Raw genomic sequence first — 21063 nt, forward strand, 5'->3', positions numbered from 1 at the left:
CGGGTCCGGCCATATGGCGCAGACCCTACTGCATAAAGCGGAAAACCGGAACGGTTCACCCCGCATATTCCTGCGCGTCCTCGACCCTGCGTGCGGGCCGCCCAAAAGGGCAATCAAGGCGGGACCGGAGCGTCCGCATCCGCCGCCTTGCCGCCTCTGTTGACACGGCATCGGGCGATTTCGACCTGCCCGGCAAGGGGCGATTGCTACTTGCCTGGCATCGGGCGATTGCTACTTGCCCGGCATCGGGCGATGCAGAACCTCGTGCAGCGCCTTCCGGATATATTCGTTGCCGGCGACGATCGAGCCGTCTTCCATCGGCTTGTTGCCGCCGTCGATGTCGGCGATCCAGCCGCCGGCTTCCCGCACCATCAGCATGCCCGCCGCCATATCCCATGGCATCAGCCCGCGCTCCCAATAGCCGTCGAACCGGCCCGCCGCCACATAGGCGAGCGCCAAAGACGGCGCGCCGAGGCTGCGGACGCCGGCGACCTCGCCCATCACATGGCGCAGCTCGATGAGGTAGTTGCCGTGATGCCCGCGACCGAGAAAGGGCGTGCCGGTGGAGATGACCGCATCCGCAAGGCTGCGACGCGCCGCCACACGCAGGCGGCGGTCATTGAGAAACGCCCCGCCACCACGCTCGGCGGTGTAGAGCTCGTCGGTCGCCGGATTGAGGATCACGGCCGTGACGATTTCGCCCTGACGTTCGAGCGCAATGGTGATGGAGAAATGCGGAATGCCGTGCAGGAAGTTGGCGGCGCCGTCGAGCGTATCGACGATCCAGCGATGCGCGCCGTCGGTCCCCTCGACCTCGTCGCCGTCCTCGCCGAGATAGCCATAGGTCGGGCGGGCCTTCATCAGCTCTTCGCGGACGATCTTTTCAGCCTTGCGATCGGCCTGCGAGACGTAGTCGCCCGGCCCCTTCATCGAAACCTGCAGGTTCTGCACCTCGCCGAAATCGCGAGACAACGACTTGCCGGCCTTGAAGGCGGCCTGGACCATGACGTTGAGAAGGGCGGAACGGGCCATTTCGGGCTTCCTCTGAAAAAGGCGCCGGAACGAGGACCGGCAGATCGCGGGGCTGTCACAGAACGGTCGGCGACGACGGCGCTGGTAAGAGCAGACCGGGATCAAGCCGACAAAGCGGCGGATCGTCCTGACGATCCACCGGGCGGCGTCTCAAGACCATAGATCCCCGTGGATTTCAAGTCCCCGCGCAGGAACGGGCCATCGCGATGACCGATGCCGGGCGAACGACACGCCTGAAATGCGCGCGGATCAGCCGCGCGCGGCGCGGAACCGGTTCGCCGCCTCGCGCGCCGCCTTTTGCTGGTCCTCGCCGATCCCGAGATAGAAATCCTCGAGGTCGTCATCCTTCAGGCCGGCGCGGCGCGACAGGACGTACCATTTGGCGGCTTCCACCGGATTGGGCCGGGTGCCGATGGCATTGATATAGAGATGGGCGAGCTTGTTCTGTGCGACGACGTTGCCGGCATTGGCCGCGCGCAACATCCAGCCAAACCCCTTTTCGAGATCCCGGCCGCCGCCGATGCCGTCCACCAGCCAGATGCCGGCATCGAGCTGGGCCGTATCGACCCCGGCCGCAGCCGCGCGCAGCAGCCATTCGCGTGCCCGCTCCCGCTTGTCGTCGGGAATGCCGTCGACGTTCAGATAGATCTGGGACAGCGCATATTGCGCGTCCGCGATCCCCTGCTGGGCGGATTTCTCATAGAACGGCAAGGCGGCCTTCAATCCGGCCTGCCCCGGCTGATCGGCCACGAGCAGCTGGGCGTAGTTGAACTGGGCGGACGGGTTGCCTCGCTCGGCCGCCTTCTTCATCAGCTCCTCGGAGCGCGCCTTGTCGCGCGGCACGTCCCGCCCCTCCATCAGAAGGATGGCGTATTTGAACATGGCCGTGGGATCGCCGGAGGCGGCGGCTTGCCCGTACCAAAAGGCGGCATCCTTGGGTTTGCGGGGAACGCCGAGCCCCTGCGAAAAGATTTCCGCCACCAGCGTCTGCGCCGCAGCGTCGCCCAGCTGCGCCCGCGGCAAGGCGAGCTCCATGGCCGTGAGATAATAGCCGCGCTGGAACGCGCCATAGGCATCGTCGGCCTTGCCCTCGAACGGCTTTTCGGCCGGCAGGGCGGGAAGCGCCACGCCCATGCGTTCCAGCACGTTGACCCCGCCCGACGGCGCGATCTTTCCGTCGGCAGGCTTGACGTCCCCGCCCGGCGGCCGCAGCGCCGGTATCTCGTTGTCCGGAAGAGCCGCACCGTTGAACGGCGTGATGCGGCCACGCTTTGCGGTCCTGCCCGGCTCGTTCGCTGCGCCCATCGGGTCTGCCGGATCCGGGTCCACCGCACCGGGCTCCGTCGGGGCTTCCGCCGGCGCAATGGTGACCCTATCGGGATCGACGCCGGGAAGAGCGTCCTGCGCACGCGCGGGCAGACCGGCGAGACCTGCCGAGAGCAGGGCGACGGACAAGAGGCAGAAACGGGGCGAACGATCGAGCATGACGGGTCTTAAGCGCCAAACCGTGGCGCTTTTTCGTCCAGCAGCGCATTCACCTCGGCAATGACGGCGGCGGCGCGCTCGGGCACCTCGAAAACGGCGCGATGCAGGGCCACGAATTCGGCACCGCTTTCCGCCACCACCAGCGCGGAGGCCGGATCGGCGCCGCCCATGACGATGCAGGGGATCTCGATCATCGAAGACCACCATTCCCCGAGAGCAATGTTCTTGCTGTGCGCCTCGGGCTTGATGTCGCCGTTCAGCTTGCCGAAGAAGATATAGTCCGGCTTCGCCTCGCCGATCTCCAGCGCATGATGCCGGTCGGCTGCATTGCCGCCGCCCACGATGAGCTTCGGCGAAAACTTTTCCATCGCCTCGCGCATGGCCTCGGCGTTGTTCTCGACATGCAACCCGTCGGCACGGGCACGGCCGGCCACCCGGGTATCGCCCGAAACGAGCGCCGCGGCGCCGGCCTCCTGGATGATCGGCACCAGGACTTCGGCATGTTTCTGGAACGTCTGGTCGTCCAGATCATATTGCGGCAGGATGACGGAGGCGACGTCGCCGCCCTTCAGGGCGTCGCCGACGATGCGGGCGCGCTCCGCGGGATCTGCGATCTCCGGGACGATGAGGACGAGGCGGCAGCGGTTGTCGGTCAGGCTCATGAAGGGTGCTCCGGCAGGTCGCAAGGGACGTGCATCTGTGCGGGGTCTGCGTGTTGTCTGTGCGTTGAGCGATACCCGCTCGCGCCCTGGGGATCAACCGTGCCGGATGCGATGGGGCCGAAGACTCTACCTTTAAGAGAGGGCCCGCCATCACGCTCGCGTCACGCGAATATTAGAAATGTACGAAAAATACGTTACGGCAATGCACAAATCACTTGAAGACAATGTGCATTTATAATAACCTTCTAATATGTCAAACCTGTCGCCCTTCAGTGCCATCGCAGATCCGAATCGTCGCTACCTGTTGGAGGAGCTTCGGCGTGCGCCGAAGACCGTCAACGAACTTGCCGAGGGCTTACCAATTAGTCGCCCGGCGGTTTCGCAGCACCTTAAGGCTCTGCTTGATTCCAACCTCGTTTCGGTCTCGCCCAACGGGACGAAACGCATCTACCAGATCAACAAGCCGGGGTTCGACGCCGTCAATCTCTGGCTGGACCAGTTCTGGGCCTAGATGCCGCTGTCGAACGCGGTTATCAGCGCATAAGCCGGCCAGGGGGTTCGGCTTGCGCCTGGAGATAACCGAGCAGAAGGCAAAAGCCCTCACGCGGGGCCCATTCAGCGCGCACGGCAGTCGGCAGGGCCTTATGTCCTGCCGGAACATCATGTCCTGCCGGAACATCATGTCCTGCCGGAACATGACGCCTTTGTAAGCGAAGGATGACCTTCGGCGGTGGCCGGCACAGGCGCGGTTGTCATGCCACGCGGCCATTCGACGATGCTGCGCGACTTCTCCTCCGGCGGGCGGGCAGCAATGGCGACCGGCGGTCGATGCTGGCGCCGCAGTGTCCTGCTCTGTCGCGATGCGCGGATCAGCAAGCCGAGAGCGCGTGATTCGACCGCGCGTGATTCGGGACCGACGCCAGGGCCCTTTTGAAAGCCGATGACCTAAAGATGCGCGGGTCTTGCGGCCGGCGCTAAAGCGCGTTGCGTGAAAAAGGGCTCATGCAGCGCGCTTTAAGGTCTTGTTCGATGCACGTCGTTTCCTGAAACCGCCGCACACTTTCGGGCGACATGCGTGAACCGTGCGCTTTGAGGGATGGCTCGCGGCGGCCACGGGACGGCCGCGTCGGGGGCACTGCATTCGGCCTTGTTCCAGACGGATTGACGCGCCGCGCGGAAAGAAAAGCCGCAGACCGACCCGGTGCGGCCAAACGTATCCTGAAAAAACCGACGCCCCGCAGAGGGCGTCGGCCGGTCTGCGGGGCGTCTGGCTTTTAAAGCAGGGAACCTGTGCCGTCAGTCTCGGCGCGGCTCCGTTGTGATGCAGATGTCCCTTTGGACATGTCCCTGGAAGGTCTCCCGGACAGATGTCCCTGGAGGGGATGCTTTACCTCATCAATGAGTTGTCGAACGGATCTTGGCGATTTCGTCCTTCAAACGCAACTTCCGACGCTTGAGCGTGGCAATATACTCGTCCTCGACCGACGGTCTTGTCAGAGCAGAATGCAGTTCTTCTTCGAGAACACCGTGTTTTTTCTCAAGCGTTGCAAGATGAGCCTCAATGTTCATGTGGCAGTCCCTTCCTTGTGCTTGCATCCGGTCGCCAGGCGCCGGATGTTCAGGTTCTAACCCGGGAAGTGTGCCATGCGTTGCCCGATTTGTCGAAGGCGAATTCGCAGAAACGGATAACTTCCCGTGAACGATCGATCTATGCTAGAGGATCGCGTCTTGGATGAATCGCGCACCGGGCCGGAAGGTTCCGGCCTTGTCGCGAGGGTCCGAACCGGCGCGCTCCGACCGTGCGGCCACGCACCTCTTTTCTTACCCGACGACAGTTCTGCCGCCGGATGCCGACAGGGAAATCCTCATGCCCGATCAGGACCAGGCCGAACTCAGACTGAGCGTTGCGCGTCTGCGGCAGGAGCACGAGGATTATGATGTCGCCATCAACGCCATGATCCAGACCGGCTGCGATGCGCTGCGCATTCAGCGCATGAAGAAGAAAAAGCTGGCCATCAAGGACAAGATCACGAAAATCGAGGATGTGATCATCCCCGACATCATCGCCTGACGCGGCCTGATGCCGGGGCAGGCCACGACCGACGGAACCCATTCTCGAGCGCAGGCGTCGAAGGAGGCCGGTGCAAACCTCTTCTTCGAACCTTAACCCCGAACCTCTTCCCGATCCTCATCAAGGAGTGCGAGACGTGACGAACCCCGGCCCGCCCCCCGTCGCCATCATCATGGGCAGCCAGTCCGACTGGGAGACCATGAAGAATGCGGCCGACATGCTTGAGTCGCTCGATATTCCCTATGAAGCCCGCATCATCTCGGCCCATCGCACGCCGGACCGGCTGGTGACCTTCGCCACCACCGCGCGCGAGGAAGGCTTCAAGGTCATCATCGCCGGCGCCGGCGGTGCCGCGCATCTTCCCGGCATGACCGCCGCCATGACGGCCCTGCCCGTCTTCGGCGTGCCGGTGCAGTCGAAAACCATGTCCGGGCAGGACAGCCTGCTCTCGATCGTGCAGATGCCGGCCGGCATTCCCGTGGGCACGCTGGCCATCGGCCGGGCCGGCGCCATCAACGCCGCGCTGCTTGCGGCCGCCGTGCTCGCTTTGTCCGATCCGGATCTCGCCGACAGGCTGGACATCTGGCGCGCGGAGCAGAGCGCCGCCGTCGCCGAATTTCCGGTCGATCCCGCATGATCACGCTTGGCATCATCGGAGGCGGGCAGCTCGGCCGGATGCTCGCCATGGCGGCCGCGCGTCTCAATGTGCGCACCGTCATTCTCGAGCCGCAGGTCGATTGTCCGGCGGCGCAGGTCGCCAACCGACAGATCGCGGCGCCTTACGACGATGAAGCGGCCCTCGACGCCCTGGCGGACGCGTGCGACGTCGTCACCTACGAATTCGAGAACGTGCCCGTGGGAAGCGCGGCGCGTCTTGCGCGCAGCCTCCCGGTCTATCCCCCGCCGAAAGCCCTTGAGGTGTCGCAGGATCGGGTCACCGAAAAGCGTTTTCTCAACGCCTGCGGCCTGGAGACGGCCCGCTTCCACGCCATCGACAGCGCCGCCGACCTGACGGCGGCCCTCGCCGATTTTGGCGGCAAAGGCGTCCTGAAAACCCGCCGCCTCGGCTATGACGGCAAGGGGCAGCATGTGTTTCGCGATGGCAGCGACGACATCGCGGCGGTCTATGACAGCCTCGGTGGCGTGCCGCTCATTCTCGAAAGCTTCATCGCCTTCGACCGCGAGATCTCCATTCTCGCCGCCCGTGGAACCGACGGCACGTTTGCCGCCTTCGATCCGGCCGAAAACGTCCACCGCGACGGCATTCTTCACACCTCCACCGTTCCCGCGACGATCGACAAGCCTGCCACCGAGGCCGCCATCGCCGCGGCCCGGGCGATTCTGGAGACGCTCGACTATGTCGGCGTGATCGGGGTCGAGTTCTTCGTGCGGCCCGATGGCGGGCTGGCGGTCAACGAGATCGCCCCGCGTGTCCACAATTCCGGCCACTGGACGGAGGCCGCCTGCGTCGTCTCGCAATTCGAGCAGCATATCCGCGCCGTTTGCGGCCTGCCGCTTGGCGACAGCGCCCGCCATTCGGATGCGGTCATGCAGAATCTCATCGGGGACGATGTCGACGACCTGGCGCGCTGGCTGCAGACGCCGCGCACGCTGGTGCATCTCTATGGCAAGGCGGAGGCGCGGCCGGGCCGGAAGATGGGGCACATCACGACGCTTACCTGAGGGTGTTGCCGGATGCCCCGAGCCGCCTACAAAACCCGCGTTCCCGGCCAAATTCCCTGCCCTTGATGTTGACAGCGGCCCGGGCTCGGGGTATTTGCCAGCCACCGTAAAGAGCGCGCTCAGCCCTGACAGGCTCGCAGGCGCGCTTTTTGATTGTTTAGACCCTGTGCGAATGTGCATTCGCCGCAACCTGCGGATCAGAAAGATGAAGATCAAAAATTCGCTTAAGTCGCTGAAGGCCCGTCATCGCGAAAACCGTCTGGTTCGCCGCAAGGGTCGCGTCTACATCATCAACAAGCTGAACCCGCGCTTCAAGGCCCGCCAGGGCTGAGGCCTTCGGCCACACGGGACGGCAATGGCGTTCGCTTCGACCTTTGGTCGGAGCATGTCATAAAATTGATTTGATCTGAGGCCATGGCGGGATACCTTCCCACCATGGCCTTTTTCATGTCTTCTCCACTGATTCCCGCGACATCCCGACATCTCTCGCTTGTGGTGGCCCTTCTCGCCCTGTCGTCGATCGCGCCCGTGCAGGCGGCGGAGACTTCGCAGGCCGGCAAAGCCCTGCCGCCTGTCACCGCGCCGGCGCAGCCGCCGGCAGAGCCCGAAAAACTGCCGACGCGCGCGGAAAAGCTCGACACGCTCTTTGCCGCGCTGAAGCGCGAGCGCGATGTCGAGAAGGCGCGCGGCATTGCCGACCAGATCCGGGCCGAATGGCAGGATTCCGGCAGCGCCACCGTCAATCTCCTGATGCAGTGGGCGGCCAAGGCGGTGGCCGACAACAAGCAGCCGAGCGCCCTTGATCTCTACGACCAGGTCATTGCGCTGGCACCGGATTACGTCGAAGGCTGGAACCAGCGGGCAACGCTGCACTACCAGATGAGCAACTACCGCAAGTCGATGTCGGACATCAACCGCGTGCTGGCGCTGGAGCCACGGCATTTTGGCGCACTGGCCGGCATGGCCGCGATCCTCGAAGCGTCGGGCAAGGACGAACTGGCGCTGCGCGCCTGGGAGCAGTTCCTTGCCGTCTATCCGGCCGAACGCAAGGCGCAGGAGCAGCTGGGCGAGCTGGAAGAGAAGCTGGCCGGCAACCGCACCTGACAGCGCAGCCTATTCGCCCTCTTTCCCCTCATGCATGTCGCCCGAACATGTGCAGCGGTTTCGGGAAACGACATGCATCACAACAAGACCGTAAAGCGCGTTGCGTGATCCTTTTTCACGCAACGCGCTTTGAAGCCTCGCGGCGCGTGCGGGAAAAGCTTCAGCTTCGCCGGTGAACCGCCCCGCTTCGGCTTTCGTAAAGGCCCGACACGCAGACGCCGCCCGAAACCCGGCACCCGCTCTTGCCGCCGGCTGCGGCAGCGCAGACGGTGCAACGACGATAGATCCATGCCTCGCATCCCACGCCTCAGGACCATCATGCTTTCGACGCTTGCCACCTTCCTCATCCTGATTGCCGTGGGGGTCGGCGCCGGAACCTACCAGGCCTCGGCCTTTGAGCGCGACAACGGCAATCGCGGCGAGCTGATCGATGTCGGCGGCTTCCGGATGAACAGCGTGCACGTGCCCCGGCCGCCCGGCGCAGACCTGCCGCCCATCGTCTTCATTCACGGCGCCAGCGCGAACCTCAACGATCCCATGGCGGCCTTCCGCCAGACGCTCGAGGGTCGGGCGGAAATGCTGTTTCTCGATCGTCCGGGCTTTGGCTATTCGGAGCGGGGCGGGCCGCGCAATGCCTATCCCGATGGTCAGGCCGATGCTGTGGCGGCCCTCATGAAGAAGCGCGGCATCGGCAAGGCGATCATCGTCGCCCACTCGTTCGGCGGGGCGATTGCCGCAACCTTTGCGCTTCATCATCCGGATATGGTGGCGGGTCTCGTCTTCCTCTCGCCCGCGACGCACCCCTGGCCGGGCGGCATCGACTGGTACTACGACGTGGCCAAGAAACCCCTGCTCGGCGATCTCTTCGCGACCATCGTTGCGCCCACCGTCGGCCGGCTGCTCGTGGACAAGGCGACGCGCGGCGTCTTTGCGCCCAACCACCGCCCGGACAACTATGTTGCCGAGAGCAGGACCTACCTGGCGCTGCGGCCGGCCACCTTCCGCAACAATGCCATCGATATCGCCAACCTGCTCGCCTATGTCACCCGGGTTGCGCCGCGCTATCGCGAGATCAAGGCACCGACCGTGATCATCACCGGCGATCGGGACAAGGTGGTGCTGCCGGACATCCACTCCCGTCAGCTGCATGAAGCCATCGCGGGGTCGCGGCTCGTCACCATCCACAATCTTGGCCACAAGCCGGACTACATCGTCACCGACGTCGCCATCGCAGCCATCGAAACCGTTGCCGGAAAGAAAGCGGACCTCGACGGCCTTGCCCGCGCCGCCGAGAAACGCATCGCCGGCGACAACGAGAACTGACCGTCCACATCCTGTCGTCTCGGCTGGAGTCATCTCGGCTGAAGCCGACGACCATCATGCAAAACGCCGCACCCCAAAGGGCGCGGCGTTTTGCATGTCAGGCTCTTGCGCTTGCGCGTGGGATCAGACGCCGCCGGCGCCGTCTTCGCTGATATAGGCGATGCGCAGCATGTTGGTCGCGCCCGGCGTGCCGAGCGGAACACCGGCCGAAATGATGATGCGGTCGCCCGGTGCGGCAAGGCCTTCGGAGGCGACGATGCGGCAGGCGCGGTTCACCATGTCGTCAAGATCCGTCGCGTCGCTGGTGACGACGCAGTGCATGCCCCAGACGACCGAGAGCCGGCGCGCGGTCTGGATGACAGGCGAAAGCGCCAGGATCGGCACCTGCGGACGCTCGCGCGCCGTGCGCAGGCCGGTATTGCCCGACGACGTGTAGCAGACGATGGCCGAAAGCTTCAGCGTTTCGGCGATCTGGTGCGCGGCGAGCGAAATCGCATCCGCACCCGTTGCTTCCGGCGGCGTGCGCTGTGCGTAGATGATGCCGGAATAATGCGGGTCGGTCTCGACCTTCCCTGCGATCGACGACATGGTGGCGACAGCTTCGACCGGGTAATCGCCAGAGGCGGACTCGGCCGACAGCATGACCGCATCCGCGCCTTCGAAGACGGCGGTGGCGACGTCGGACACCTCGGCGCGGGTCGGAACGGGCGCCGAAATCATCGATTCCAGCATCTGCGTGGCGACAACGACGGGCTTGCCGGCGCGGCGGCAGGCGCGAATGAGCTGCTTCTGAAGGCCGGGAACCGCTTCGAGCGGCATCTCGACACCGAGATCGCCACGGGCGACCATCAGCGCATCCGACAGTTCGATGATCTCGTCGATCCGCTCGATCGCCTGCGGCTTCTCGATCTTCGACATCAGTCCGACGCGACCGCCCGAGATCTTACGGACCTCGATCAGGTCCTCGGGACGCTGGACGAAGGACAGCGCAACCCAGTCCACCTCGTTCGTGGCCAGGACGGCATCGAGGTCGGCCCGATCCTTGTCGGTGAGGACGCCGACGCCGAGCAGCGTGTCGGGCAGGCTCACGCCCTTGCGGTCGGAGATCTTGGTGCCGGACACCACGGAGCAGACAATGCTCTTGCCATTGGCGCTCTCGGCCCGCAGATGCAGCTTGCCGTCATCGATCAGCAACCGATCGCCGGCCTTGACCGATTCGAGAATTTCGGGATGCGGCAGGAAGACGCGGGTCTTGTCGCCGAGCGCCTCGTTGTCGTCGAGCGTGAAGGTCTGACCGGGGACGAGGTCGACCTTGCCGTCGGTGAACTTGCCGACGCGCAGCTTCGGCCCCTGAAGGTCGGCAAGGATGCCGATCGGGCGGCCGCAGCGCTCCTCGACGGCGCGGATGCGCTGGATCAGCGTGCGCATCATGTCGTGGCTGGCATGGCTCATGTTGATGCGGAAAAGATCCGCACCTGCCTCGTGCAGCTTCTGGATCATCGCCTCTTCGTTCGACGCCGGTCCCAGCGTCGCGAGGATCTTGGCTTTTCTATTCCGTCTCATCAATTCTGGCCTTCTTGAGTCCCGGGCGTATCGGAGAGCTGAACCATCCAGCTGCCTTGGCGTCCCGTGTCATATTCCTTGAAGCCCATGCGCTGGAAACCGCGCGCGAAACAGTCCTGCACGCCGACGATCTTGAACTCGTTCTCGGCGACACACATGTTGACATTGCCTGTCCAGCGTCCTCCACGTGCCGCATCCTCGGCATAGAGATAATAATAGCGGGACTGCAATTCGCCTTCGATGAGCGTCGCGCAGGTGGTGGCAGGTACCTGCCACCAGCCTTCGGTGATCCAGCCTTCCTTGGCGCGGTAGCCGATCGCGACCCCGACCAGGTTCTGCGTGCCGTTGCAGACGCGAAATTCGGCGCGGGCCTCCGTTGCCAGGAGGGGCGAGGCGAGCGCGAGCGCGAAGACAGTCAATCCACCGAGAGACAAGCGACGCATGTTCGACGAGGAGAGAAAATGTCGAGACACGGTTTCCAATGGTGCTCCATTGCATTTTGTCGAGGCACTTTCTTGCGACGGTGCGGGGCGAAAGTCAACGGACGTGTCGACGCTCATTTCCGGCTTTTTCCCGGTAGATGCGACCGCGGCCCGATGCCTGTGCCTTGCGATCGCCTTTTCGTCGTGTCATCCAAATTGTAAAGGCATGCAAAGAGGTTGAAGCCATGGCCGACGAGGCGCCGTTCGAGATCATCAGAGGCGATGGACGCAAGGGTCTCGTGCTCCTCGGCGACCACGCGACCAACAGGCTGCCGCTGCGCTACGGCACGCTCGGCCTGCCCGAAAGCGCGTTCGCGCGGCACATTGCCTATGATATCGGCGTGGAACCGCTGATGCGCGGACTGGCCGCGCGGCTCGACGTTCCCGCCGTGATGAGCCGTTTTTCCCGCCTCCTGATCGACCCGAACCGCGGCGAGGACGATCCGACGCTCATCATGAAAATTTCCGACGGCGCCATCATTTCCGGCAATCACCCCATGTCTCCGGAAGAAGCCCGAGCGCGCCTCGAACAGTTCCATCGCCCCTATCACCAAGCCGTTGCGGACACGATCGCCGAGGTCGCGGACGCGGGCGGGCGCACACCGCTCATCCTGTCGCTGCACTCGTTCACGCCGGCCTGGAAGGGCGTGCCCCGACCCTGGCACGTCACCGTGCTCTGGGATACGGACGACCGCGCCGTGCTGCCGCTTCTCGCGGCGCTTCGTGATCAGGGCGATGTGGTCGTCGGCGACAACGAGCCTTATGACGGGGCGCTTCGCGGCGACACGCTCTATCGGCATTGCATGGAAACCGGCATGCCGCATGCGCTGATCGAGGTGCGCCAGGACCAGATCGGGACGCCGGAGGGCGTTGCCGCCTGGGTCGACCGGCTGGCACCGATCTTTGAGCAGTTGAACGCGCGCGACGACCTGCACCGCACCAAGCGATACCCGTCCCGCACGGGCCCCTACGCCACGTGACGCCGCGGCATCCCGCGTTTCCGTCACACCCCTTCCTGCGGAGCGACCGCTCCTGCGCCGACCGAAAGGACATGCCATGCCGGACGATATCCACACCCCCGCCCCCGACGCCGCCCCCGACCGCGCCTCCGACCCTGCACCGACAACCGCTGGACCCGATCTCACGCCGGAACAGCGGACGGCCTTCGAGGCCGCCGCCTTTCGTCGCCTGCTGGCGCATCTCGACGCGCGCAGCGACGTCCAGAACATCGACCTGATGAACCTTGCGGGGTTCTGCCGGAACTGCCTCTCGAACTGGTACCGCGACGCGGCCGAAGCGAGCGGCCAGACGCTGACCAAGGAGCAGTCCCGCGAGATCGTCTACGGCATGCCCTATGAGGACTGGCGCCGGAAACACCAGCGGGACGCGAGCCCGGAGCAGCAATCGGCGTTCGAGAGCTCGCGCCCGAAGGCGTGACGGTCCCGCACCGGGCGGCATGCGGGTCATCGCAGCGCCGACCCGTGCGCAAAACAGCTTGACCTCGACGCCGCTTCGCGGCAGGTGACGGCCCAGCCGGGCATGAGGCCCCAAGGCCCGAACGCCTCCGAAATTCCCGCATCCCGTCGCGGCTCTTCGCCGGACGGCAGGTGCATGGTCAACCAAACAGCCGGAACGAAAAGGACAACAGGAATGGACGAAAGATCAATCCCGGAAACGGGCGTGGAAAACGTCGCCGCTGCCGAGCTTCGCCAGTTCATCGAGCGTATCGAGCGCCTGGAAGAGGAAAAGGCTGCGATTGCCGACGATATCAAGGACGTCATGGGCGAGGCCAAGGGCCGCGGCTACGACACCAAGGCCATCCGCACGATCATCCGCCTGCGCAAGAAGGATGCAAACGAGCGGATCGAGGAAGAAACGATCCTCCAGACCTACATGGCCGCTCTCGGCATGGAATGACCCGGAACGGGACCGCGTGCCGCCGTGAGGAATGGCAGCACGCGGTCATCCGAGAAATGCGGGTCTTCTCTGACGTTAAAGAGACCCCCGCGCAGATCGAGACGCGAATGACGGGATCCCCGGTTCGCGTGCCTGCCTCCCGCCACATGATCCGGGGTCTCGCTGCACCCTTTCCTCAGCTGCGCAGGAGCGCCAAGGGCGCATCAAAAGTCCTCCCAGGCTTCGCTGACGGCGGCGTTTCCGGAAAAAGCCGTTGCAACCTTCGCCGCCAGCTTTCTGACGGGTGACGGGACCGGACGATGCGCCGCACCCGCCGCCATGACGGCAGCGGTCTGACGCAATGCGCCTCCCAGCTGGAACTGGGAAATCAGCTCGCGCAGACGTCCGCTTTCCGTGGCGAGACTTGCGCCCGCCGCACTGGTCTCTTCCACCATGGCCGCGTTCTGCTGGGTCACCTGGTCCATCTGGTTGACGGCGGTGTTGACCTCGCTGAGCCCGACGGACTGTTCCCTCGCGGATGTTGCAATCGAGTCCATGTGCTGGTTGACGGTGACGATATAGGACTCGATCGTCTTCAGTTCTTCGCCGGTCGCGCTCACCAGCCTGACACCATTCTGCACTTCCAACGATGAATTCCGGATCAGGTCCTTGATCTCCTTGGCGGCCTTTGCCGAGCGCTGTGCCAGTTCCCGGACCTCCTGCGCGACGACGGCAAAGCCTTTTCCTGCCTCGCCTGCCCGTGCAGCCTCGACACCGGCATTCAGCGCCAGAAGATTGGTCTGGAAAGCGATCTCGTCGATCACGCCGATGATGTTGGAAATCTCGTTGGAGGACTGCTCGATCTTATGCATGGCATCGACAGCATCGGCGACGACCTTGCCCGACTGGGCCGCACTTTCATTGGCCAGAACGGCGATCTTTCGGGCCTCGTCGGCGCGTTTGGAGGAATTCGCGACGTTGACAGTAATCTCGTCCAGGGCTGCGGCCGTTTCTTCGAGAGAGGCCGCCTGCTGCTCGGTCCGCTTGGAAAGATCATCGGCACTGGCGCTGACCTCGCGGCTGCCATTGTCGATGGCGCCCGTCGCATCGGCCACGGCGCGCAGGGTCTTGGACAACTGACCAACGGCGGCGTTGAAGTCGGCCCGCAGCGATTCAAAATCGGCCGCGAAGCTCTCGGAGATCTGCACCGTCAGATCGCCTGCCGAAAGCGATCTGAGGCCCGAGGCCAGGCCCGTGGTCGCCTGGGCCATCGCTTCCGCACGCGCACGGTCTGCGGCTTCCTGCGCCATGCGGTCTTTCTCCGACTGCGAGCGATTGGCCTCGATCAGGCGATCGGATTCCATCTTGGCGAGCGCTGTCTGGCGGAAGACCTCGACAGCCGCTGCCATCGAGCCGATCTCGTCAGCGCGGCCGTTGAACGGAATTTCCTTCGCTGTATCGCCGGAAGCAAGCGTCGTCATCGACTGGGTGATCACCATGATCGGCTTGGATATGCCCATCATGGCAAAGGCCGTGGCGCCGCCCAGAAGCATCAGGATGCTTACCGACATGGCAAGCGATATCAACCGGGACAACTCGAAGTTTGCCTGCCCCGCCTCCGTCGCGGCCTGGCCACCCTGATTGTTGAACTCCAGAAGGTCGCGCGTGGTGTCGACGATCCTGTCCGTCACAGGGGTTAACTGCTGCAGATAGGCGCGAACAGCGGCGTTCTGTCCGGCCGCGGACAATTGCAGCGCCTTCGGCAGAGCGGAAATATAGTCACCCACCGCGGTCTTCACCTTGGTGTAGAGGCCACGCTCCTTTTCCGACGCGATGACCGCTTCGTAGGACGTTATGTCTCTCCGGGTGACCTCGATCTGCGCATCCAGCGCTTTCGCAATATCGGCCATGACGGCGGGGTCTTCCGCAATGACGTGATCCCTGATGATGAGCCGCAGTCCAGCGGCATCCAACGCGATCTGGGACGAAATCTGGGCACTCGGCATCCAGTTGGTCGTGATCTCGCGCGTGCCGTCATTCAATGACGACATGCGATTCATGGCGAATCCTGCAAATCCCAGGAAGATCAGGGCGACGACGGCGAAGATCGCCACCAGAGAACCCTTGATTGACGGTCTTTTCATCTCAAATTCCTTAATCGGTTGTCAGCATGTCGAGGCGCCTGCGGGACATCGATCTGCCAAGGGCTTTTTTAGGACAGGTATTTCAGGGTTTATAATATTCAGACCGCAATTCAGGGTTGCGTTAACAATTGAGACGGGGGGCCCGTGCCGGACGGGTCGCGTTTGTCAGGATCAGGATTGTCGGGATCAAAGAGACCGAGGGAACCGTGGGTCTTCATCCGCAGTCGGAACCGTCATCATCTCGGCTTCCGCAAGGTGGCACAACTTTAGCCATCCCTGTTTTAGCGGAATTCCTTTACTTGACGGTTAACGCCGCGTTGCACCCCGACCGCAATCGGCAGTGTGGCGTCGGCCATGGCCTGACGTTCGGGTGCGGCAAACGTCGGAGACTTGAAGCGCGTTGTGGAAAAAAAGGATTCACGCAACGCGCTTGAAGCTCTTTCTTGGATGCCTGTCGTTTGCCGAAACCGCTGCGCACTTTCGGGGCGACATGCATTATCGCTGCGCGACAGGTTCACGCCGGTGGGGGCGATCGCGAAAGACGCAAGCCCTCAGACCGAGAAGGCCGCGCTGGCATGGCGCACCAGGCTTTGCGGCGAAGCGTGCAAGACGACCAACGCCACGCGTCGCAACCGACGCGCGGCGTTTGGTGTGCGACCGGGAGGCAAGGCTACGGCAGGGGCCAAGGGCCGAACCTCAGTGAATGAGGCTCCGGCGGATCGCATCGGCGATGGCATGGGTGCGGTTGGCTGCGCCGAGCTTCTTGATCGCAGATTTGATGTAGCTGTTGACGGTGTCGTTCTGATAGCCCGTCACCCGTGCGATGCCTTCGCTTGTCAGCCCGTGACTGGCCTGCATCAGACAGGCGACCTCGCCGCGCGACAGCCGCAGATGCGCGGCAGCAAAGCGCTCCATCAGCGGCCGCGACACGGCTGCGTGGACGCACGGTGCGATCAGCGCCAGGAAGGCGATCTCCTCGCTGTCGAACGGCGTCTGGCGGGTGAACATGACCGCGCCGTAGACAAGGGAGGATCGCATGACCGGAACGAGCGTCCGGTTGTGGATGTTGAAGGCAGACGTCACCTGCTCGAGGCGTTCAGGCTTTGGCTGGGTCGCAAACATCTCGGCGTCGGTGACGAGCTCGCCCGCCATCAGCTTCTCGATGAGAGGGTCGATCTCGTAGAGACGCTCGCGATCATAGGCTTCGATATAGGCCGGCGGCAGGTCCGTATCCACGGATGCCCCGCGACCGATGTGGTATCCTTCGAGGTCAAGACCGCTGATCGCGATATGATCGAAAGGCACCGCCCGCCGCAGGCGGTCAACCACAGGATTGGACGTGAAATAGCGATGGCGAGGAACGGTGCGAAGATCGCGCCATTCCGAACGCAACGGCGAGAGTGGCGAAAGCGGCGTGCTGGCCATAACGGACTCCGAATGCCGACTTGCTGTAAGTCTGCAGGGACATTGTCAAATTCGGCACGGCGCCACAACCAAAAGATCTATTTCTAGGGGTTTTTACCGTATAAAGACACAAATGCCCCGGTTTCCCGGGGCATCGATGTGACAATGACGATATTTGCATGTCGGAGACGGGCGTCTGTCCGCAGCGTCAATTGAACCGTTTGACTTCCATGAAGTTGACGGCGGTCCCACTGAATCTTGCCGTGTCCGGGGCCGAGGGGCCCGTCGTGAACCCGGCGGAATAGACGGTGGTCGGCGATGCGCGCAGCGAACTGGAGACGAAACGCGGCGCCTTGACCGGCTTCGACAGCGTCGCCATGCGGCTGGTCGACAGTGCCCATTCCGCAATGATCTTTTGCGTCAGCTTCGGCTCGGTTCGCACCGAAGAGCGATGCGCTGCATCCGCCTGGACCTTTTTCGGACGCGCAGCCTTGACCGGCGCCTCGGCAGGAACGTCGAAGGCATTGCCGAAAGGATCGCGCGGCGCGGCCGATGGGGACGGCGCATAGGAGGCGAGTTCCACCGGCGGCGACGGGCGAACCGGTGCCGCAGCCATGCGGGTTGCGTCCTGCGCCGGCGGCGTTGGACGGGCCGGAACCGATGCGACCGCATCCGGTCGGGCTGCCGGGACTACACCAGAATTGAGGGCGCCAGGATTGCCGGCGCCAGGATTGCCGGCCGTCGGGGCGGCAAGGGCGACCCGGGTCTGGGCAGCCGCTGCATTGTCACGAGGCGCCTGGGCGGTCGCGACCACGGCGGGTGCCGTTGTTGCCGGAAGCTGGGCCGGAACCTGGGTCGGAAGCGGCTCGGCCGCCATGCTCGTCGGCGCACCGGCAACGTCGGCCTGGGCGACGGCCATCAGGGCGGCTTCTCCGGCCGGGCGAAGAGCGGGCACGGGAACGAAGCCGAGCGCCTCGGAATCTTCCGTCATCGCATTGGGATCGGCGCTGGCAAGAAGGGCCTCGCTACCCTGCGGATCGGTCTGGCGCGCCAGAGGCACGGGAACCTTGTAGCTCCGAAGATCGGCAAATTCCTCGCCCGCCGGCGGTGTCGCGGGGAGCGCTGCGGCAAGAGCATCCTGCGCGGCGTTTCTCGGCGGCGCGACAAGCGCCGTCTGGACGGACGTATCGGCTTCCTGGAACGCAGGACGGTTGAGCGGAACCGGCGCCTTGAGCGTCTGCTCGGCAACGAGGGGAGCGTCTTCGGCGCCCTCGACACCGGCCAGAACCGGCTGCTGGACCGGAGCGGCGGCAGGCTTGGTCGTCCGGGCCGGAGCCTGGGAAGGTGCTTCGGAATCGTCGCTGTCGGCACCGCTTGCAATCGCGGTTGCATCCTCGTCCTCGTCGCCGCTGCCAAACAGCATGGCAAAGAGGTTCTTGCCACCCCGCTTCGTGTCGCGGTCGCCCGCGCCCTTGGCGCCGCCGCCAGCCACTTCGATGGCGCTGGATCCGACGCGGCGCTTGTAGTCCGCCACAGCCTGCTCATAGCCGGGAAGCGGCGAGCCGTCGGAGGGAAGGTGCATGGTCTTGCCGTCCGGGAACAGGCGAACGAGTTCGCCGCGGCTCATGCGCGGCCAGGCGCGCACGCCACCGACGTCCATGTGGACGAACGGCGAACCGGAGGTCGGGTAGTAGCCGACGCCGCCGACCTGGAACTTCATGCCGATTTCGCGCAGCGTCTTCAACTTCACGTCGGGGAGATAGAAGTCCATCGCCTTGCCGAGCATGTGCTGGCTCTTCTTGGCGACACCCTTGGTGCGCGAGCGCAGCATGCCGTTGGTGGCCGGCGAACGATAGGCGGAAACGACGTGGATGTAATCGCGCGACCCGCTCTTCTGGTAGACTTCCCAGATGAGGTCGAGAAGACGCGGGTCCATTTTCGTCGGTTCGTTGCGACGCCAGTCGCGCAGCATGTTGTTGACCTGCTGGAGACCCTTGGGATCATAGCGGCCGTTGCGCTTGAAGGTGATTTCGGCCTTCTCGCGGGTATGAATGAAGTAGATCTTGAGCGTGCGGGTCTGGCCGGCAGCTTCGACGGCGGGCACGATGCCAGGGGTCACCATGGAAGCGGCGATCACCAGCGATCCGAGGAGGCGCGGCATGCGACGGGCCCAACGGCTGCAAAGGTCGCGCACTTTGGCGCCGAAAGGCGTTATCATTCCCGACAAATCCTGCAAACCTTCTTCCCCGTCGACGAACGCGCCGCTCCCTGCAGCCATCCAGTTGACTGTCAAATACGGTGACAGCATGGCATTTATGCCACAGTCGTCACTTATCCTTATAATATAGTGAACGGATCACTAACAAGGTCTAAACGACACCGAATGAATTTGACGAAGGCTTGGGGCAAGAACGTCTCGGCAGGCGGCTTTTTCGCACAGCTTCGGGGCGGCTTCAGGGCGGATTTCACGCGGCTTCGGAGAACGGATCGTCGGGGTCGATGCCGTAATCCTTGAGCTTGCGGTAGAGTGTCGAGCGCCCGATGCCCAGCTTGCGCGCCACCTGGCTCATCTGCCCGCGATAGAACTTCAGCGCAAAGCGGATCAGCTCTTCCTCGACCTCTGCCAGCTTGCGGACGTTGCCCCCGGCATCGACGCTCGGAATGGCCTGCTCGACAATGACCGTCTCGGCGGATCGCAATGCCCGCCGTTCGGATGGGGCGATGAACGACCCGCCCTGCACTGACCCGCCTTGTGCCGGCCGACCCTCAGCCAGCGCGCCCTGCGGCGCGATGCCGTGATGGGCAACCGCGGCGATCGATGCCCCGGAACGGAACGGTTCGGGCGAGAGATGCGGGACGACACCCCGCGCATGACCCTCGGGAAGGGTGACCGCAAGCTGTGGAAAATCGGCAATGTCGAGTTCGGGGCGTTCCGCCATGACGACGGCGCGATAGATGGCGCTTTCCAGCTCCCTGATATTGCCCGGCCAGTCATAGGCCGTCAGCAGAGCCATGGCCCCATGGCTGACGGTGAGGGTCTTTGGTAGCCGCTGTTCGCTGGAAAAGATTTCCACGAAATTGCGCACCAGCAGCGGAATATCCTCCTTGCGGCGGCGCAGCGCGGGAATGGCGATGGGAAACACGTTGAGGCGGTAATAGAGATCTTCCCGGAACCGGCCCTCGCGCACTTCGGTGATGAGATCCTTGTTGGTCGCCGAGATCAGCCGCACATCGACCTTCTGCGGCATGCGCGCGCCCACCGTCTCGATTTCGCCCTGCTGAACGGCCCGCAGCAGCTTGACCTGAACCGCGAGCGGCAGGTCGCCGATCTCGTCGAGGAACAGCGTGCCGCCATCCGCTTCGACGAACTTGCCGGCATGCTTTTCGGTCGCGCCGGTAAAGGCGCCCTTCTCATGGCCGAAGAGGATGCTTTCTACCAGATTGGCCGGGATCGCCCCGCAATTGACGGTCACGAAGGGCTTGCCGGCCCGGTCGCTGCCGGACTGGATGGCGCGGGCGACCATTTCCTTGCCCACACCCGATTCGCCTTCGAGGACCACGGGAATGCTCGACTGGGCGGCGCGCTTGGCGAGCTCGAGCACGCGGATCATCGCCTCGCTGGCGGACACGACATCCTCGAACCGCACGACGTCCCCGCGGCTGCGTCGACCGGCTGCGCGGGTCGGACGGCCGGACTGCTTCAGCGCATTGCCGAGCGCGACGGCCAGGCGTTCCGGCGACACCGGCTTGACGACGAAATCGAAGGCACCGGCCTGCATGGCGAGAACCACCGTCTCGATGCCGCCCTGCCCGGTCTGCACGATCGCAGGCGTCGAGATATGGCGCTCCGCCAGGGCCGCCAGAACCGCATGGCCATCCATTTCCGGCATCATCAGATCGAGAAGGATGACATCGATGCGCGCCCCGCGGCGCAGCAAGAGCTCGAGCCCCGCGCGCCCGTTTTCCGCCACATGGGCGATATGGCCGAGGCGCTCGATCATCCCTGTCAGGATCCGACGCTGGACCGGATCGTCCTCGATCACGAGTATCTGCGCTGCCATGGAACCTCCCGCTTGACGTCGTCGGCGCGCCATCATGCACGCCACCTTGAGCGTCCATTCCTGGCACAAAGGATTGAACACGGTGTTTGGCGAAACACTTGCATTTTAACCATCGACGACGTTACGGTTCGCCCCCGCGACGGGCCTTGCCAG

General features: G+C 64.1%; 19 protein-coding genes and 1 pseudogene. 10 read left to right on the forward strand and 10 right to left on the reverse strand.

Features of this window, described 5'->3' with window-relative positions:
• Window positions 1-231: 231 nt before the first annotated feature.
• The 3 genes from ASG25_RS14660 to ASG25_RS14670 all read right to left on the reverse strand — a co-directional run bounded on the left by ASG25_RS14660 (window position 232) and on the right by ASG25_RS14670 (window position 3179).
• A complete protein-coding gene (locus ASG25_RS14660; protein ID WP_062475168.1) occupies window positions 232-1032 on the reverse strand; it encodes an inositol monophosphatase family protein in 801 nt (266 codons plus the stop codon).
• A 249-nt stretch (window positions 1033-1281) separates the two neighbouring features.
• Window positions 1282-2517: a tetratricopeptide repeat protein gene (locus ASG25_RS14665; protein ID WP_082480198.1), complete on the reverse strand. Its 1236-nt coding sequence runs from the start codon at window positions 2515-2517 to the stop codon at window positions 1282-1284.
• Between the two features lie 8 nt (window positions 2518-2525).
• The gene (locus tag ASG25_RS14670) at window positions 2526-3179 is read right to left on the reverse strand and encodes a thiamine phosphate synthase (protein ID WP_062475181.1); all 654 of its coding nucleotides are present in this window, start codon (window positions 3177-3179) and stop codon (window positions 2526-2528) included.
• Window positions 3180-3429: 250 nt separating this feature from the next.
• Between ASG25_RS14670 and ASG25_RS14675 the strand changes: the two genes are divergently transcribed.
• Window positions 3430-3690: a metalloregulator ArsR/SmtB family transcription factor gene (locus ASG25_RS14675; protein WP_062475184.1), complete on the forward strand. Its 261-nt coding sequence runs from the start codon at window positions 3430-3432 to the stop codon at window positions 3688-3690.
• Window positions 3691-4574: 884 nt separating this feature from the next.
• Here the strand turns inward: ASG25_RS14675 and ASG25_RS22330 are convergent.
• On the reverse strand, window positions 4575-4748 hold the full coding sequence (locus ASG25_RS22330; RefSeq protein ID WP_082475624.1) for a DUF465 domain-containing protein: 174 nt from the start codon (window positions 4746-4748) through the stop codon (window positions 4575-4577).
• Between the two features lie 298 nt (window positions 4749-5046).
• On the opposite strand from ASG25_RS22330, the gene ASG25_RS14680 reads away from it, so the two are divergent.
• The 6 genes from ASG25_RS14680 to ASG25_RS14705 all read left to right on the forward strand — a co-directional run bounded on the left by ASG25_RS14680 (window position 5047) and on the right by ASG25_RS14705 (window position 9360).
• On the forward strand, window positions 5047-5250 hold the full coding sequence (locus ASG25_RS14680) for a YdcH family protein (RefSeq protein ID WP_062475794.1): 204 nt from the start codon (window positions 5047-5049) through the stop codon (window positions 5248-5250).
• A 172-nt stretch (window positions 5251-5422) separates the two neighbouring features.
• Complete coding sequence (gene purE / locus ASG25_RS14685; protein ID WP_062475797.1) at window positions 5423-5887, forward strand: 5-(carboxyamino)imidazole ribonucleotide mutase; 465 nt, start codon at window positions 5423-5425, stop codon at window positions 5885-5887.
• Window positions 5884-6933 carry a 5-(carboxyamino)imidazole ribonucleotide synthase gene (locus tag ASG25_RS14690; RefSeq protein ID WP_062475187.1) on the forward strand — a complete coding sequence of 350 codons (1050 nt, stop codon included), beginning with the start codon at window positions 5884-5886 and terminating at the stop codon, window positions 6931-6933. The genes purE and ASG25_RS14690 overlap by 4 nt, the downstream gene beginning before the upstream one ends.
• 205 nt (window positions 6934-7138) lie before the next feature.
• Window positions 7139-7264, forward strand: coding sequence for a type B 50S ribosomal protein L36 (gene ykgO / locus ASG25_RS14695; RefSeq protein ID WP_034855034.1), 126 nt, complete (start codon window positions 7139-7141; stop codon window positions 7262-7264).
• Window positions 7265-7380: 116 nt separating this feature from the next.
• Window positions 7381-8037 carry a hypothetical protein gene (locus tag ASG25_RS14700; RefSeq protein ID WP_082480257.1) on the forward strand — a complete coding sequence of 219 codons (657 nt, stop codon included), beginning with the start codon at window positions 7381-7383 and terminating at the stop codon, window positions 8035-8037.
• A 288-nt stretch (window positions 8038-8325) separates the two neighbouring features.
• Window positions 8326-9360 (forward strand): alpha/beta hydrolase, encoded by a 1035-nt coding sequence (locus ASG25_RS14705; RefSeq protein ID WP_244479413.1) that lies wholly within the window; start codon window positions 8326-8328, stop codon window positions 9358-9360.
• Window positions 9361-9483: 123 nt separating this feature from the next.
• On the opposite strand, the gene pyk is transcribed toward ASG25_RS14705, so the two are convergent.
• Both pyk and ASG25_RS14715 read right to left on the reverse strand, forming a co-directional pair.
• The gene (gene pyk / locus ASG25_RS14710) at window positions 9484-10923 is read right to left on the reverse strand and encodes a pyruvate kinase (RefSeq protein ID WP_062475193.1); all 1440 of its coding nucleotides are present in this window, start codon (window positions 10921-10923) and stop codon (window positions 9484-9486) included.
• Window positions 10923-11294, reverse strand: a pseudogene (locus ASG25_RS14715) (DUF1036 domain-containing protein); the annotation flags it as partial. The pseudogene ASG25_RS14715 and the gene pyk, both read right to left, overlap by 1 nt.
• A 296-nt stretch (window positions 11295-11590) precedes the next feature.
• Here ASG25_RS14715 and ASG25_RS14720 point away from each other — a divergent pair.
• The 3 genes from ASG25_RS14720 to ASG25_RS14730 all read left to right on the forward strand — a co-directional run bounded on the left by ASG25_RS14720 (window position 11591) and on the right by ASG25_RS14730 (window position 13322).
• Window positions 11591-12385: an N-formylglutamate amidohydrolase gene (locus ASG25_RS14720; RefSeq protein WP_062475199.1), complete on the forward strand. Its 795-nt coding sequence runs from the start codon at window positions 11591-11593 to the stop codon at window positions 12383-12385.
• 76 nt (window positions 12386-12461) lie between these two features.
• Window positions 12462-12842, forward strand: a complete 381-nt coding sequence (locus ASG25_RS14725) for a DUF1244 domain-containing protein (protein ID WP_082480202.1) — start codon at window positions 12462-12464, stop codon at window positions 12840-12842.
• A 213-nt stretch (window positions 12843-13055) separates the two neighbouring features.
• Window positions 13056-13322 carry a DUF2312 domain-containing protein gene (locus ASG25_RS14730; RefSeq protein ID WP_062475202.1) on the forward strand — a complete coding sequence of 89 codons (267 nt, stop codon included), beginning with the start codon at window positions 13056-13058 and terminating at the stop codon, window positions 13320-13322.
• 203 nt (window positions 13323-13525) lie between these two features.
• Here ASG25_RS14730 and ASG25_RS14735 read toward each other — a convergent pair whose 3' ends face one another.
• From ASG25_RS14735 to ASG25_RS14750, 4 genes are all read right to left on the reverse strand, one after another.
• Window positions 13526-15445: a methyl-accepting chemotaxis protein gene (locus ASG25_RS14735; protein WP_062475205.1), complete on the reverse strand. Its 1920-nt coding sequence runs from the start codon at window positions 15443-15445 to the stop codon at window positions 13526-13528.
• 696 nt (window positions 15446-16141) lie between these two features.
• Window positions 16142-16870 carry an autoinducer binding domain-containing protein gene (locus ASG25_RS14740; RefSeq protein WP_062475209.1) on the reverse strand — a complete coding sequence of 243 codons (729 nt, stop codon included), beginning with the start codon at window positions 16868-16870 and terminating at the stop codon, window positions 16142-16144.
• A gap of 187 nt (window positions 16871-17057) precedes the next feature.
• Window positions 17058-19085 (reverse strand): DUF882 domain-containing protein, encoded by a 2028-nt coding sequence (locus tag ASG25_RS14745; RefSeq protein WP_062475805.1) that lies wholly within the window; start codon window positions 19083-19085, stop codon window positions 17058-17060.
• 229 nt (window positions 19086-19314) lie between these two features.
• Window positions 19315-20910 carry a sigma-54 dependent transcriptional regulator gene (locus ASG25_RS14750; RefSeq protein WP_062475213.1) on the reverse strand — a complete coding sequence of 532 codons (1596 nt, stop codon included), beginning with the start codon at window positions 20908-20910 and terminating at the stop codon, window positions 19315-19317.
• Window positions 20911-21063: the final 153 nt, after the last annotated feature.

This window comes from Rhizobium sp. Leaf384 (genome assembly GCF_001424065.1).
In the GTDB taxonomy this organism is placed as follows: domain Bacteria; phylum Pseudomonadota; class Alphaproteobacteria; order Rhizobiales; family Rhizobiaceae; genus Ferranicluibacter.